We start from the raw sequence: 15580 nt of genomic DNA, 5'->3' as shown, positions 1-15580 counted from the left end.
ATTAAAAGGGGATGAATCGGAAAAATGAAGAAATTAAATGAAAGCCTTGAAGTGGAAAGAATTTATACTGTTCTTGAAGAGAGAATAGAGCAGGAATTAGAGGAAAGAATTGAACTTGGCTGCTGGATGTATTGCAAAGAATTTTGTATAATGTATAGCTAAATTAAAGAAATGGAAGGTAAATATGAATGAGAATGTGCCAAAGCTAAAAGATTGTGTTTACATTCAAGAGTTTGATACTAGCAATAAAAATAAAACGTTTGTGCTTGTCTGCGAAAATAAACGTTGGCAAATAACTGACTACTTATATCATATTATAAATTTGATAGATGGCAAGAGGACAATAGAAAATATTGCTAAGGAGCTGTCTGTCATATTAGGTAGAAATGTAGATGAAAAAGAGGTTAGCGAAGTTTTTGAGAAATTTTTGATTAAAAGAGGTATTTTGGAAGGAACTCATGATACAGTAAAAAAGAAAAAATCATCTGCGTATTTGTGGATGAAAATTCCTTTGATAAAAAGCGAAAATATTGAAAAGTTTAGATTCTTATCTAATCTTTTTAATAGAGAGGTTGTAATTCCTTTTATAATTATTGGTGTATTAGTTATTGCGTACTCAATTATATATTTAAATAATAAAGGTATTAATTTATATTCAATTATTACAATGAATAATTTAGACTATATTTCGCCGTTGATTATTGTATATATAAGTACTATATTTCATGAGTTAGGGCATTCTTCTGCATGTATGCATTACAATATAAAGCCGGGAGATATTGGATTTGCCTTTTATTTTACATATCCTTGCTTTTATGCTGATGTTAGTAAGGTTTGGCATTTAAAAAGAACTCAAAGAGCTGTTGTTGATATAGGAGGAGTTTATTTTCAGTTTGTTTTTTATGTACTAATGTGTTTAATAGGCATGATAATTGATAATATTTCATTAATTTTGGGTGCTCTGCTTGGAATATTATTTTTTGTAGGAACATTTAATCCATTTATAAAAATGGATGGCTATTGGATGTTGTCTGATTTGATGGGTATTCCTAACTTGCATGATGCAACAAAGAAGTTTCTGTCCTTACGGATAAGAAATATATTTGGAATTAATACAGAAAAAGAAGATGTTTTTATTAGAGATATAAAAGAAAAAGAAAAGAGGTTTTTTATCATATATGTTTTAGCGAGTATTATCTTTATGACTTCTTTTACTTTTGGAATTGCAAATGTAAGTATGATGACAATTGCAAAGTTATATAATGTAATTAATGCAATTGATGCAATAGACATGAATGTTAAGAACATTTTTTATACTTTTATTAATAATGTTGCACTGGTTGTTACAACTATCCTATTAATAAGAATTATCTTTACAACTTCAAAGGCTTTAATTCAGGGAATATTTAGCCTTGTAAATGATATAAAAAAATCAGTACGGAGGAGTAATATAGAATACTAGTTAGGATATTAATTGCTAAAAATTTGAGGAGAGGGAAATTCAATATGTTTAAATTTCGAGGTGATTTGGATGATTACATCTATGAATGAGAGTATTAATTTAAATGAAGATAGTTTGTTAGAAGAAAGAATAGCACAAGAGACTGAAGAAAGATGTGAGTTGGCTTGTTGGTTACATTTTTTCTGTCCATCTCAATATTGTATAGAAGTTTTTTTTGAATAAAAATAGTATATTGCTTATGCTTGCTTTATATTTTGCTTTCCCGCTCCTCGAATTTTAATATTATATATTTAGTAATATAGTTTATTATTTGTAATTTATTGCTATAAAATAATGAATGTGATAAATTATTAATAAATAGTCAATATTTATTGATTGGGTCATATTATAGAAAGTGAAAGTATTTTATTAAGTAACAATTCAGTGTATGTAAGACTATGCTATATTAAAAGATAGTTTACTTCACTATATTGCATTAAAAGATAGTTTATTTTTATAAATTATTTTACGAAGGTGGAAAATGAATATACAGTTTAAAAAGGGAGTATTAGAATTGTGTGTATTATCATTACTTGCAGAAAGGGATTATTATGGATATGAAATAGTTAACAAAATTTCAGAGGAAATTGAAATGTCCAATGGGACGATATATCCTCTTCTTAAAAGGTTATACGATGATGGATATTTTGAAACATATATGAAGGAACCAATAGATGGTCCCCCAAGGAAATATTACAAGATAACTCCATTAGGAATTGAGGCGAAAAAAAAGCTTGAAAAAGAATGGTTCCAATTTGTTGAAAGGGTAAACAATATTGTTAAGAATAACGGGAGGACGTATGAAAAAAAGTGAGTATATGAATATTTTATCTAGACGGTTAAAAAAACTGCCGAAAGATGAGCAAAAGTACATAATAGAAGATTATGAGGAGTATTTTAATATTGGTATTCAGGAAGGGAGAAATGAAGAAGAAATATGTGAGTTTCTTGGAAATCCTGAAGTTGTGGCAAAGCAATTCATAGCTGACTATTCGTTGAGAATGGCAGAACAAAAAAACTCTATTCCGAACATTTTAAGAGCTTTTTACACAGTCGCAGGTTTAGGATTGATGAGTTTTATCATTGTTTTCCCTACATTGTTTTTCCTTTTTTGTATTTTGCTTGGTTTATTTGTTTTTTCATTAACTATAACTATTAAAGGCATGATTTTGTTGATTGTAATTATTATCTCGTTTGTGAATTCGTCTATTGCAATCAATGGTGTGGACCGATTAAGAGAAATATTTTTATCAACCGGTTTGGTAACAACGGGGATTCTATTATTTTTGATAAATATTGTTATAGTTAAATTTATAATTGGAAAGGTTGTAAGATTTCTAAAGAGTGTTGCTGAAAAATACGGCATGGGAGGCAATAAAAAATGAGAAAAGTAATATTGTTTTTAACGGTTGTTGCAGCAATTTCATTTATTGTTGCTGGTGGATTGAGTATAGCTCAGAGGTTTGGATTTTTGGAAAGTTCCGAGAAAACTATGATTAATCAAGAAAAAACGTTAGAAATTAATGGTATAAAAGAGATTATTATAGACGCAGATGATGCGAATGTATATTTTAATCCGGTTGATTCAAATTCAGTTAAAATCATTTTTTCCGGAGAGGTTGTATCAACTAACAAAGAGGTTATTCCTCAACTTTTAGTCAAAGAAGAAAGTGACAAATTAACGATAGAAGTAAATAGAAAAAAGGCATGGACATTGTACTACAAAAATGACCTCTCTCTTTTTATAGACATTCCCCAAAAATATGAAGAAACTATTTCAATTAGCGCATCATCAGCTGATGTAATATTAAAGGAACTTGCTGTTGATAAATTTATGTACTATTCTGATTCAGGAAGTATTAACCTCGACAACATTGCGATTAAGGATGTATTTGTAGAGACTTCTTCAGGTAAGGTTACATTCAGTAATTTTAGTGGTAATGTGAATGTAAAATCTGATGCTGGGGATGTGCGTATAGCATATAAATGCTTTGACAATATTGTTAACATAGAAACATCTTCTGGAAATACGGAATTAATTGTACCAGAAAACTCAGAGTTTAGTTTGGAGGCAAAAACTATAACGGGAAAAATAAACAATAGTTATCCTATGGAATTAATTAACTCGACAGAAAATCAATTGATTGGAGGCGTTGGGAATTCTGAAAATAAAATTGTAATTTGTTCCGAATCTGGAGATATATCAATTTCAAAGTAAACTATAGTTCAGAGATTGTGACTTGGCTTTTTGGCAATAAACTTTAAATTGCATATATTAGCTTTTTTGACTAATTAGGAGTGAAATATAGGAGGTTTCTGTTTTGACAATACTTATAAAATTCTTGGTTAAAAATACTATGGAAAAGAAACTCCGTACGATACTGATTGTATTATCAATAGCGATTTCTTCAGCTATATTTTTTTCTTCTGTTGCACTTTCGAATAGTTTGGTGAAGATGTTTGAAGAACGCATGAAACAGTTTTATGGGAACACACATATTGTGATAGAAACTAATGAGAAGAGCAAAGAACCTTTTTTTAGCATGACAAGGGCAAAAAAAATTATGCATTCAGCTGAGTATATAGTTGGGGCTATTGTTACTACAGGAATATATAAGTACGGTGAGAATGAATTGGTCGATTTTAGACTGCAAGGAATTGACATCGATGATTTGCAGCGAATAAATCCTTTTAAATTTAGTGATAGCTGCCAAATTAATCAATTTATTGGAAAACAGATAATAATAAGTAGTTATACTGCCAAAAAGTATTCACTGAAGTTGAAAGATACAATTACACTTGAGATTAATGGAAAAAAAGAGAAATTTGTAATAAATGGTATAGCGAATCCTACAGGACCTTTTACGAATAGTACATCACTATTTGCAGTTGTTCCCATAGATGCATTACAGCATATTTATTTGGCTGAAAATAGAGTTAATACAATTTATATAAAACTAAAGGATGAAAATGATAAACAAAAGTATATTAATGAACTTGGTAAGTTGTATAACGGATATTCGGTAAGAGAAGCGATTTCAAAAGAAGAATATAAGAGAAACTTATCAGATATATCGCTTGCATTTTTGTTAATGAGTATGGTTGTATCTTTAATAAGTGTTTTTATTATATATTCTTCATTCAAGGTTATAGTAATGGATAGAATACCTGTAATTGGCACATTTAGAAGTATTGGGGCTACAAGAAAAATGATGAATTTTTTGCTTTTGGCTGAAAGTCTTGTTTATGGCTTAGTAGGAGGAATTCTGGGATTTGAGCTGGGAAATATCATACTATATACAATAGTATATTTTATGACTTCATCAGGGGTGAAATCAACCGTAACAATAAATTACAATATAAGTCAGATCCTCATGACTTTTGCAATTGCTATATTACTATGCTTTATGGGGTCAATTTTTCCAATAAATAAGATATGCAAAATACCTATTAAAGATATTATATTAAATGAAATTGTTTTTTCAAAAAATAAGACAAGAATAAAGCCTGTTTTGGGTTCTGTATTTCTAATTTGCTCTGTAGTATTGCCCGTAACAGTACCAAAACAGATTGCTTTAAATGTTGACTTAATGTGTATATTACTTTGCATAATTGCGGTGATTATGCTTGTTGATACTGCTACTAACCTTTTTGTGAAACTTTTTGAAAAAATTTATACTTTTATTTTTTCTAACGAAGGCATTATTGCTGCTAAGAACTTAAGAGAGAATAGAAGCATAATTAATAACATTTCCCTCCTGACAATGGGCATTGCTGTGATTATGATGATTTTTGTTACAAGCAACAGTATGATTGAAGAAACAAGCTATGCTTTTACAAAAAGTACAAATTTCGATATTATGATGTCTGCGCAAAATGCAGATAGAAATTTGGAAAATATCGTCCGAAAGATAGACGGAGTTTCGGATACCTGTGGGATATATCAGGTGCACGATGTCAAGGTTACTAATAAAGATTCAAGAATAGCGCAAATAGATAGTATAGATAAAAGTATGTTTCCTGAATATAGAAAATTTAATGTATATGGAGATTATAAGTCGATCTTAGAAAGATTGGATAAGGAAAGAAGTATATTATTAACGAAGGCGCTAAAGGACCAATTTGATGTAGAAATAGGAGATATACTTTGGTTGGAAATGCCAAAAGGTAAGTACGCATATAAAGTTGTCGGTTTTTTTAATTCGTTAATCAATAGCGGGGATTATGCTCTTATATCTTCAAAATACCTTAAAGCAGATACGGGTAGTAAATACTATTCTGCTATTTATGTGAAAACATCTGATGACCCTGAAAAGATTGCCTTAAAAATAAGAAATGAGCTTGTAAAATATAAAGCAGTTGCGAAAACGGTAAAACAAATAGAATACTCTATAAAAAGCAGTACTGCTCAAATCTTAGCCGGTGTCCAGGGATTTTCTGTTCTATCATTTTTGATTGGTGTTCTTGGAGTTGTGAACAATTTGTTAGTAAGTTTTATTGAAAGAAAGAGGATACTGGCAATGTTTCGCTCGATAGGAATGAGTAAAGCACAGAATATAAAAATTATTTTTATTGAAGCATTTACAGGAGGACTGATAGGTGGAATACTTGGTGTTTCTTTAGGAATTTTGATGATATCAATTGTGTCAAAAGTTTTATATGCTTCATATCAACCTATTCCAATAAATTATTCCTTAACAGTACCATTGATTTTTTTGACAATTGGAATTTGTATATATATTTTAGCTTCTATAAGCCCGGCATTAAAATCTTCAAGGCTTAATATTTTAGAATCTTTGAAATATGAGTAACGCTCCATTGAACGGTGGAGCTATTGTGCTGATAACTATGAGAAAAATATAAAATTTGGGATGGAGGCGAAATTGAGTTTGAGTTTGGCAGTTGAAATACATAACCTTTATAAAACATATAAACTTGGTTCTATAGAAGTTGAAGTATTAAAAGGTATTAATCTGTCAGTTGAAAAGGGGGAATTTGTTTCAATTATGGGACCTTCCGGTTCGGGTAAGAGTACACTTTTATATTTAATAGGTGGACTTGACAAGTCGTCTTCAGGAAGTATAAAAGTCAATGGAAGAGAACTCTCTAATATGACAGACAGAATTGAAAGTCTGATGAGAAGAAGAGAAATAGGGTTTGTTTTTCAATTTTACAACCTTATTCCCAATTTAAATGTGGAAGAAAATATTATGCTTCCAATTTTATTAGATGGGAAGAAAATAAAACACTATAAAGACAGGTTAGAAGAGCTTTTAAGTATAGTCGGTCTTTCAAATAGGCGGCATCATACTCCTAGAGAATTGTCTGGTGGACAACAGCAAAGGGTTGCAATTGCAAGAGCATTGATAAACGAACCTGACATTATTCTTGCTGATGAACCTATTGGTAATCTCGATAGTAAATCAGGTACTGAAATCATGGAACTCTTGAGAAGGATAAACAGGGAAAAGGGTAAGACAATAATTCAAGTGACCCATTCAAGGGAAGCAGCTGAATATGGGAATAGAATAATAAATGTTAAAGATGGGAGAGTTGATTTACTATGAAAAGAATATTTATACTAGGAGTAATAACAATAATGTTATTAACTGGGGGATGCAGCAAAAATGAAATTGATACTGGTCTCACTATAAATGATACCGGAGAATTTGAAGAAACTGTGGATGTTTTTGGGGTTGTAAAAGCTAATGATGTTAAGGATTTATTTATCGACTTTCCTGTTTTGATTGAAGATATTCATGTTAAAGAAGGGCAAAAAGTAAAAAAAGGTGATGCAATTATTACAATAAATTATGAAGATTACAAAAACCAGATAAAGTCTAAAGAGATAGAATTATATTCGTTAAAACGGGAATTGGAAAACAGTCAGCTAGAATTAGAGAATAACCAACAGGAATTGATAAAGCTTCAAAAAGATTTACAGGAATTACAGGATTATCTAAGTAATGGAAATCATTCGGATTTAGTAAAGTTATCAAATGATTTGGATAATGCAAATTCAGATTATGAAGCTTCATTAAAGGAGCTAAAAATCAATGAGGAGTTACTAAAAAAAGGCGCAATATCTCAGGATGAGTTGGATTCATATAAGAAAAAAGTAGATAATTATAAAAAACAAGTAATTAATTTGGAAGCAGCTTTGAAGAAATGTAAAAACGATCTACAAAAAGAAGTAGATAATTTAAAACTTTCTATTAAGCAAAAATCTGAATTAATTGAGAATTGTAGAGATAAGAGTATTTATGAAGATAAATTAAAGTACATTGAAAATTCAATAAAATTGATGAATGACAAAGTTAATAAAAGCTATATAATACAAAATACTATAGTGTCGGATGTGGATAATGCCATAGTTTATGGTTTAAATTGTGTAAAAGGAGAATCTGTACAAAATTCAAAAAGATTATTCAGCCTTGTGAATATTAACTCCATTGTAGTTGAAGCAAATGTACCTGAGGAATTCATAAATGATATCAACTTTCGCACGTGAATAATGTGCACTGAACATTGAAAAATCAATAGATTTGGGCAATAAAAAAATACAAGAACCCCCTTCTATGTGATATAATAGAAGTATCCAAACCCTATTAAATCGACAATTTGGAGGTTCTTGAACATGTCTATTGTATCACAGAAGGTTAAGGAAGAAAATAGATTTTCTTTGACAGTTGATAACTTTTTCAAAATGTTTTCTGTAGGCTATCTGTTAAAAAAGTCAAACGCATATAAAGATAAAGGTATTCCTTGTCTTACGGTATTCAAAGTACTGTTTGAACTTGTTTTTACAGGCAAAAATCTGTTTATGAACTATAAAGCAGAAAGCTTTGATATACCATTTGCAAGGGATGTGGTCTACAGATTCTTAAATTCCATACATATCAACTGGCAAAGATTTTTATATTTGCTTTCTGCAAAGGTCATAAATCATCATATCGATAGATTAACGTCAGATGAACGGGTTGATGCCTTTGTAATTGACGATTCCTTCTACAGTAGGACAAGAAGCAAGTCAGTTGAGCTTTTAAGTTGGGTCAAAGATCATGCTGACGGCAATAAGAATAAAAAAGGCTTTCGTATGCTTACACTTGGTTGGACAGACGGTAATTCATTTATTCCTGTGGCCTTCAACCTTTTAAGTTCAACAAATCCAAGGGTTTGCATTAATCCAGCGAAAAATACTATAGATAAAAGAACCGTTGGTTTTAAACGCCGACAGAATGCCTTAGCCACTTCACCGGAATCTGCTCTGTCTATGCTGGAACAAGCAGTTGCTACCGGTATTAAAGCAAAATATGTTTTATTTGACAGTTGGTTCTCCTTTCCGGCTACTATTATCAAAATTTGTAAGATGAATCTTAATGTGATAGCTATGGTAAAGGATACTCCCAAGATTTACTATAACTTCAATGGTGAAAAAAAATCATTGAGAGAGATATACCGAACTGTCAGGAAACGTAGAGGAAGATCAAAATACCTTGCTTCAGTTATGGTAGAATTACACGATAAAGAAGGAAACCACATTCCAGCAAAAATTGTCTTTGTCCGTGACCGAAGAAACAAGAGTAAATGGCTAGCTCTCATATCTACAGATACTAGTCTTCCCGAAACAGAGATAATCAGGATATACGGAAAACGCTGGGACATAGAGGTATTCTTCAAGATGTGTAAGTCATACCTTAAGCTGGCTAAGGAATTTCAAGGTCGTTCTTATGATATGATGGTTGCCCATACAACTATTGTTTTTTCAAGGTACATTATGTTAGCGGTTGAGAACCGCAATAATACTGATTTACGCACTATTGGTACTTTGTTCTACTATTGCTGCGATGAACTTGAGGACATTAAATTCCATGAGGCACTGCAGCTTATAATAGAGGCTTTAAAAACTACTTTACAGGAAAAACTGCTTTTGACAAAGGAAACAGTCAACGAGTTTCTCAACTACTTTGTCACTTGTTTGCCTGTTCATATCAAGGCAAAGCTATCAGTTGTTTCCTGCGAAAGTTGATTAAATGATATTAAACTTAATTCAGAAGTCACAATAATTCCTCAGGCGGACAAAACAAAAGAATATAAAGGTAAAGTTACATATATTTCAAATATTGCTAGTAGTGAAAATGGAGAGACTACAGTTATGATTGAAGCGAATATAGATAATAATGATGGTTTTTTGATGCCTAATTTTAATGTGGATTTGAAAATAAGTAAAAATAAAAGCTGAATATAGATAAAAATTTGTCTTTGGGGGCTATCAAAAACTTTTGTGAATGTCAAGTAGCTTGGGATTATAAATAATTCTGTGTATTAGAATTTATGTAATCCTTCTTTGGCAAATAATTTCTGGTTGACAAAGTTTACAGAATATAGTTTTTCATTATCTTTACATTACATATTATTGCCAGATTTATTATATTTTATACAGGATGTGTGAAACTTTTTCTGTAAATTGACTTTCTATGATAATTTTCAATGGGGCTTGTAAGTCAGATTATGGCTTACAAGCCCTTGGTTATAATATAGTGAAAAGAAAATGGAATGTCAAGAGCGCCCTTGAAAAAGGGCGTTTATTTACTCTTGACTGGCCATTTTCTTTTTGCTACGGCAACCTACCCTCATACATGATAGATAACTCACCATAGACCTTACCCCAATTCCTTATAGGTAATGTCCACTTTTTGGTAACTTCAAATGTTGCTAAATATAAAGCTTTTAATAGTGCAGTGTCGCTTGGAAATACACTTCTTTTGCTGTTTAGACGTCGGTATGTGCTATTTAGACTCTCAATTGCGTTGGTAGTATATATAACCTTTCTCACATCTGCCGAAAACTTAAATATTGGGCTGATTACATCCCAATTTGCTGTCCAACTCTTCATTGCATTGGGATAATGCTCTTGCCACTTCTCTGTTACTTCCTTCATTTGCGCGTATCCTGCTTCTTCGGATGGTGCTTGGTAAATACTCTTTAAGTCTGCTGCAAATGCCTTTTTGTCCTTATCCGCTACATATTTTAGCGTGTTCCTAACCTGGTGTACTATACAACGCTGGTACTCTGTCTGAGGATACGCCACAGCTATTGATTCCTTAATTCCTGTTAATCCATCAGCACATAGCACAAGGATATCTTTTACTCCTCGATTTTTAAGTTCATTTAAAACGTTTAGCCAATATTTGCTGCTCTCATTTTCTCCTATCTGGATTGTTAAAACCTCTTTTTTCCCTTCTTCATTAATCCCTAGTATTGTGTACGCTGCAAGCTTGCGTATAATTCCGTTATCCCTGACAGAAAAGTGTACAGCGTCTATGAAAACAATAGGATAAATGCTGGATAAAGGCCGTCTTTGCCATTCCTCAATTTCAGGAAGTAACTTGTTAGTGATATTTGAAACCATGCCTTCACTGACTTCAAATCCATAGATATCCTCAATTTGCTCAGATATCTCCCTTGTTGTAAGTCCTTTTGCATACATGGCTATGATTTTGTCCTCAATTCCTGAAATATCTTTTTGTCGCTTACGAACTATTTTAGGCTCGAATGAGCTCTCACGGTCTTGTGGAACATCAATTTCCATCTCACCATATTTACTGCGAATAGTTTTACTCTTCTTCCCGTTACGAGAATTTGAATTTTCTGATCGTTCATACGGTTCATACCCTAAATGTTCATCCATTTCTGCTTCTAATATAGCTTGTATAGTACTGCCTAGTAGGTCCTTTAAAGCATCCTGGATGTCTTCTGCTGTTTTAATATCATACTCCTGAATTAAACCTGCAATAATATTCTTTTTGCCCTCACTCATGGGCTCTCGTCTTCTTTTTGCTATAAAAAAGCCTCCTATGATTTTATATTTTATCATAGAAAGCTTATTTTACAGAGTTTTTTTCACAGTCTCTTTATACATAAATTTGTTTAAATCTGGCAATAATTATTTATAATGGTCAGTATTAGTCTTTTAAACCTATATTTTTAATTTTGTGAGGTCTAGCCCGTCCGGCGATGAGGACGAGCCCTTTAGGGCGGTGGGGATGAATGCTTTTAAATATACTCTTCCAGTCTACCTGGATATTGTATCATCAATTGGCTTAACACCCTATCCCAGTTCTTATACCTCTGTGTCCATTTCTTCACTACATTCATTGATGCTAAATATAGCATCTTTTCCAGTGAACTATCGGTTGGAAATATCGTTTTCGTTTTTGTGACCTTACGAAACTGTCTATGCAGCCCTTCTATTATGTTCGTTGTATATATTATTTTCCGTATCTCTTCCGGAAATTTGAAAAACGGACTTATTACTTCCCAGTTATTTTCCCAACTTCGTATTGCATAAGGATACTCTTTTCCCCATTTTTCTTTTAGTTCATACAGTTTTTCCAATGCTACTTCTTCATTAATTGCATGATATACTTCTTTAAAATCATTGCTAAACGCTTTTAGATTTTATAGGATACATATTTAAAGGAATTCCTCAACTGGTGTATTATACATCTCTGTACTTCTGATTTTGGATATGCTGCATTTATTGCTTCCTTAAGTCCGGTAAGTCCATCTACACAAAAGATTAAAACATCTTCTACTCCTCTGTTTTTTAGGTCATTTAACACACCTAGCCAAAATTTTGACGATTCATTATCACCAATCCATATCCCTAAGATATCTTTATATCCATCAATAGTAACTCCTAGAACAACGTAAGCTGCCCGGTTTGTTATTCTTCCTTCATCCTGTAAATGTCAATAAAAATTTAGGTCAGTTACCGGAGTAAAATTAGGCCACCAATTCATAAAAAATTAAATAACATCAGGCTGTTTCGAAAGAGCCTGCTTAAACCTGTAGCTTTCCCCATTAATGTTCAGTATGTGTGCATTATGGGTCAAACGGTCAAGCAAGGCAGCTGTCATTTGTTCATCGCCTAACACCTCCGTCCATTTTGGAAATTCTAAGTTTGTTGTTATAATCAGGCTGCCTCTCTCATATCGGGAAGAACAAAACTGAAAGAGCAATTCTGCCCCGACTTTACTGAAAGGTACATAGCCTAATTCATCTAAAATCACTAAATGCGGTGCCAGCCATTGTTTTTCAAGTTTATTGAGACGATATTCCTGCTGAGCTGCAAGCAGTTCATTAATTAAACCGGCTGCAGTGTAGAACTTTACTTTCATGCCCTGTCGGCACGCCTTATAACCAAGAGCAATTGCAATATGGGTTTTACCAACTCCAGAGTTGCCTATCAACAGGACATTTTCTTTTCTTCGGATATATTCTCCCTTCATAAGTTTAAGTACCTTTGGTTTGTTCAGGGATGGTATAGCAAGAAAGTCAAAGCTCTCAAGGGTTTTGATTACTGGAAAGCTTGCTTGTCGTATTCCTCTCTGGATACGATTATTTTCCCGTTGGTGTACTTCCTGCTCTAGTACGCACAACAGGTATTCTTCATAATCCAGATTATTGTCCGCTGCTTCTCTTGCTAAGGATTCATAGGTTTTTGCAGCCTGAGGCATTTTCAGCTTTTTCAAATAAGCTTCGATTAACATTTTGTTAACCGGCATTATTGTCCACCTCCTGACATGAGAATTTTATATTTGCTAAGATCAGGGGGAATTACAACTACCTCGGGGATATTATTAAGCTTGTCTTTACTGACAGGATTCATCTTAGGCCTATTTGAAACTAATAGCTGCCCCAATATGTTCAATACACCGTCATAACCATATACATTGTATGCCATAGCAGTTTCAACGGCTTCTGTCACTAACGCAGGCGGATAATCCCTGTGCAGCATAAGTATTCTTACAAATTCTCGGTTACCTTTTGGACTTCTGGCATTTAAGATCCGGCGATATTGTTCATAAATAGGTGCCATAGTTTGGGGCTTGTATACTTTTGTGTTGTCTAATGCACGGGATTTTTGCAGTAGTAGTTCCAGATAGTGATCCAGTGTTATATGCTCCTGATTCCGGCCATATATCCTGGGATGGCTCGCTATTATTGCTCCTTTGTATAGTATTTTTACTTCATTTGCTGTTGCTCTAACAGTGACTTTCTCTCCCACATATACCGTGGGAACAGAGTATCGGTTTGTTTCAAACTGCACCATAGAATAGCGATTTACCTTTGCCTCTTTATACCTTGCACCATCAAACCTTACCGATGGCAATGGCCTCAATGCAGCCTGTTCAGCTTCCCATTTCGGATTATTTTCCAAAAGTTTAACACATTCTTTATGCAGATATTCATTCAATTCCTCAAAGGAATCAACCTCAGGGTAGGGAACGAAAAACCTTCGGACAGCCTCTCTACCTGCATTTTCTACGCCACCTTTATCACTCCCTTTTGCTGGTCGGCAAAAAGTAGATTCATAAAGGTAATGGGTACGTAAGGAGATGAGAAACCACTGAAAAAGTAGGGTTTTTTAAGCCACTTTTACAGTTTTATACAGCCGAAAACATTTAATTCTAATTTTCAAAAGCAAAAAATAATGATTATTTTTACTTAAAGAGGATACCAGTTGGGCTATCCTCTTTAAATTTACTGCCAATGCTGTTAATTTTGATTGCATTGACATGCTTCTTAAGCCGTACCCTCGGGCACGGCTTAATCCATGAAATCTCTTCATCTCTCCATTTTTCCACTCTTGACTTGCTCGTTCTTTATATTTTTCTATAAATTCCTTCGTTTTTGCTCTTTGGCTGTATTCATAATATTCAGGTATATTTACACTTATTTCTAGAGTATTTGATTTCCCTATTTTGAAGCATTGATCTTTCTTTGGACATTTTTGACATCCTTCTACATCAAACTTATATTTCCATGATTCTCGACCGTCTCTTTTTCTTATCTTTCTCTGCTTCTCTACGGTATAATTCCCATAATCACAAAACCATTGGTCCGAATCCTTATTATACGCATATTTACTCTCATCTATTTTGTATACCATTTCACTAATCGGTATGTACGCTTCAGCACCGTTTTCTTTTATTACATCTAAAATTGGCTTCCTGAAATATGCTTTATCCCCATATACCTCTTTTATTTCTATTCCGCTATCCTTTGTCAAATCAATTAATTCTTCAAATCCTGTACCGTCAACGTATGCACCGTTATATACCCTTACTGCCGTTATTATCCTTTCTTTTGTCGTCATTGCATACTCTGTTTTATATCCAAAAAAACTTTCTGTTTTCGATTTATATCCTACTCTTGCATCCTGGTCTACTAATGACCTTATACTCTTTTGTTCTATAAATTTTGGGTCTTCTAATATCTCACGGGCTTTTTCTATAACTTTGTATGTTTTCGTATGTTTTTCCCCTTCAATTTTTTCTTCAACCTGCGCAATGACTTCTTCCACATAAGCCTTCATTGTCGTTTTTGCTTCTCTATGATCTGCTATTTCCTTATAGTTTGGAATATTTGTATTGATTTCTTCCGGTATCTCTCCTGCCTCTTTTTCTAAATTTTTAAATATCTTTTTGGCAATATGTTTTAATATCCTCTCGGGTACTTTTTTTACAGTATTGGCATGAGTGTGTGTACAATCAATACTAATTCCACCAGACTTAATTATATTTTTTTCTACACACTGTTTTACTACTTCCGTTATTATTTCATCCATTGTAACTTCCTGTAGCCTGTGAACTCTGAATTTTGCCAGTAAACTCGGATGGGGAAGTTCTTCTTCAGGATTAATTCCAAGAAACCATAAGTAAGCCAGATTTAATGAAGCTTCCTCGATTACACGTTCATCGGATAAGTTGTACAAATATTGAAGAATTAAAAGCCTTAACATAAGTTCAGGTTCTTTTGCAGGTCTGCCATAATATTTACAATAGGACTTTTCGAGTAGTTTATTAATAAAACTAAAATCAATTGCATTATTTATTAATTTAAGTATATGATTTTCTGGAATTTTATTGTATAATATTGAATAGATGCTTAATTGATTATTTTTATCTTTTAGCATTTAAAAAACCTCCTTTGTGGTGTTGGTTTTGCGTGATTCCATTATACCATTGAAGGAGGTTTTTTACTATATATTTGTTGAAATATATTGAATGT

General features: G+C 32.7%; 13 protein-coding genes and 2 pseudogenes. 10 read left to right on the top strand and 5 right to left on the bottom strand.

Annotation, left to right across the window (positions count from 1 at the left end; genetic code table 11):
- Positions 1-24 precede the first annotated feature (24 nt).
- The 10 genes from CLOCL_RS22700 to CLOCL_RS18555 all read left to right on the top strand — a co-directional run bounded on the left by CLOCL_RS22700 (position 25) and on the right by CLOCL_RS18555 (position 9530).
- Complete coding sequence (locus tag CLOCL_RS22700) at positions 25-162, top strand: hypothetical protein (protein WP_014256760.1); 138 nt, start codon at positions 25-27, stop codon at positions 160-162.
- A gap of 22 nt (positions 163-184) precedes the next feature.
- The gene (locus CLOCL_RS18590) at positions 185-1462 is read left to right on the top strand and encodes a hypothetical protein (protein ID WP_014256759.1); all 1278 of its coding nucleotides are present in this window, start codon (positions 185-187) and stop codon (positions 1460-1462) included.
- Between the two features lie 81 nt (positions 1463-1543).
- The gene (locus CLOCL_RS22695) at positions 1544-1684 is read left to right on the top strand and encodes a hypothetical protein (protein ID WP_169313368.1); all 141 of its coding nucleotides are present in this window, start codon (positions 1544-1546) and stop codon (positions 1682-1684) included.
- A gap of 298 nt (positions 1685-1982) precedes the next feature.
- The gene (locus CLOCL_RS18585) at positions 1983-2315 is read left to right on the top strand and encodes a PadR family transcriptional regulator (protein ID WP_014256757.1); all 333 of its coding nucleotides are present in this window, start codon (positions 1983-1985) and stop codon (positions 2313-2315) included.
- Positions 2302-2886 (top strand): DUF1700 domain-containing protein, encoded by a 585-nt coding sequence (locus tag CLOCL_RS21335; RefSeq protein WP_052306620.1) that lies wholly within the window; start codon positions 2302-2304, stop codon positions 2884-2886. The genes CLOCL_RS18585 and CLOCL_RS21335 overlap by 14 nt, the downstream gene beginning before the upstream one ends.
- Complete coding sequence (locus CLOCL_RS18575) at positions 2883-3719, top strand: DUF4097 family beta strand repeat-containing protein (RefSeq protein ID WP_014256755.1); 837 nt, start codon at positions 2883-2885, stop codon at positions 3717-3719. Before CLOCL_RS21335 ends, CLOCL_RS18575 begins: the two co-directional genes overlap by 4 nt.
- A 103-nt stretch (positions 3720-3822) precedes the next feature.
- Positions 3823-6312, top strand: a complete 2490-nt coding sequence (locus CLOCL_RS18570; protein ID WP_014256754.1) for an ABC transporter permease — start codon at positions 3823-3825, stop codon at positions 6310-6312.
- A gap of 72 nt (positions 6313-6384) precedes the next feature.
- Positions 6385-7068: an ABC transporter ATP-binding protein gene (locus tag CLOCL_RS18565; RefSeq protein ID WP_014256753.1), complete on the top strand. Its 684-nt coding sequence runs from the start codon at positions 6385-6387 to the stop codon at positions 7066-7068.
- On the top strand, positions 7065-8012 hold the full coding sequence (locus CLOCL_RS18560) for an HlyD family secretion protein (protein WP_014256752.1): 948 nt from the start codon (positions 7065-7067) through the stop codon (positions 8010-8012). Before CLOCL_RS18565 ends, CLOCL_RS18560 begins: the two co-directional genes overlap by 4 nt.
- A gap of 126 nt (positions 8013-8138) precedes the next feature.
- Positions 8139-9530 (top strand): IS4 family transposase, encoded by a 1392-nt coding sequence (locus CLOCL_RS18555; RefSeq protein ID WP_014254049.1) that lies wholly within the window; start codon positions 8139-8141, stop codon positions 9528-9530.
- Positions 9531-10118: 588 nt separating this feature from the next.
- Here CLOCL_RS18555 and CLOCL_RS18550 read toward each other — a convergent pair.
- From CLOCL_RS18550 to CLOCL_RS18530, 5 genes and pseudogenes are all read right to left on the bottom strand, one after another.
- Entirely contained in the window at positions 10119-11321 is a 1203-nt protein-coding gene (locus tag CLOCL_RS18550) for an IS256 family transposase (RefSeq protein WP_148263837.1), read from the bottom strand.
- Between the two features lie 236 nt (positions 11322-11557).
- A pseudogene (locus CLOCL_RS21800) lies at positions 11558-12252 on the bottom strand (IS256 family transposase); the annotation flags it as partial.
- Between the two features lie 60 nt (positions 12253-12312).
- On the bottom strand, positions 12313-13071 hold the full coding sequence (gene istB / locus CLOCL_RS18540; RefSeq protein WP_014256750.1) for an IS21-like element ISCth9 family helper ATPase IstB: 759 nt from the start codon (positions 13069-13071) through the stop codon (positions 12313-12315).
- Positions 13071-13907: pseudogene (locus CLOCL_RS18535) on the bottom strand (Mu transposase domain-containing protein); the annotation flags it as partial. The pseudogene CLOCL_RS18535 and the gene istB, both read right to left, overlap by 1 nt.
- A 27-nt stretch (positions 13908-13934) precedes the next feature.
- Positions 13935-15485: an IS1182 family transposase gene (locus tag CLOCL_RS18530; protein ID WP_014256749.1), complete on the bottom strand. Its 1551-nt coding sequence runs from the start codon at positions 15483-15485 to the stop codon at positions 13935-13937.
- Positions 15486-15580: the final 95 nt, after the last annotated feature.

This window comes from Acetivibrio clariflavus DSM 19732 (assembly GCF_000237085.1).
GTDB lineage: Bacteria > Bacillota > Clostridia > Acetivibrionales > Acetivibrionaceae > Acetivibrio > Acetivibrio clariflavus.
The sequence above is the reverse complement of the archived record's forward strand: the minus strand, read 5'-3'. Positions and strand labels throughout refer to the sequence as shown.

Coding starts and splice junctions, on each gene's coding strand:
- CLOCL_RS18590 (WP_014256759.1), top strand. CDS start 185: ATGAATGAGAATGTGCCAAAGCTAAAAGATTGTGTTTACATTCAAGAG.
- CLOCL_RS18530 (WP_014256749.1), bottom strand. CDS start 15,485: ATGCTAAAAGATAAAAATAATCAATTAAGCATCTATTCAATATTATAC.
- istB (WP_014256750.1), bottom strand. CDS start 13,071: ATGCCGGTTAACAAAATGTTAATCGAAGCTTATTTGAAAAAGCTGAAA.
- CLOCL_RS18585 (WP_014256757.1), top strand. CDS start 1,983: ATGAATATACAGTTTAAAAAGGGAGTATTAGAATTGTGTGTATTATCA.
- CLOCL_RS21335 (WP_052306620.1), top strand. CDS start 2,302: ATGAAAAAAAGTGAGTATATGAATATTTTATCTAGACGGTTAAAAAAA.
- CLOCL_RS22700 (WP_014256760.1), top strand. CDS start 25: ATGAAGAAATTAAATGAAAGCCTTGAAGTGGAAAGAATTTATACTGTT.
- CLOCL_RS18555 (WP_014254049.1), top strand. CDS start 8,139: ATGTCTATTGTATCACAGAAGGTTAAGGAAGAAAATAGATTTTCTTTG.
- CLOCL_RS18575 (WP_014256755.1), top strand. CDS start 2,883: ATGAGAAAAGTAATATTGTTTTTAACGGTTGTTGCAGCAATTTCATTT.
- CLOCL_RS18550 (WP_148263837.1), bottom strand. CDS start 11,321: ATGAGTGAGGGCAAAAAGAATATTATTGCAGGTTTAATTCAGGAGTAT.
- CLOCL_RS18560 (WP_014256752.1), top strand. CDS start 7,065: ATGAAAAGAATATTTATACTAGGAGTAATAACAATAATGTTATTAACT.
- CLOCL_RS22695 (WP_169313368.1), top strand. CDS start 1,544: ATGAATGAGAGTATTAATTTAAATGAAGATAGTTTGTTAGAAGAAAGA.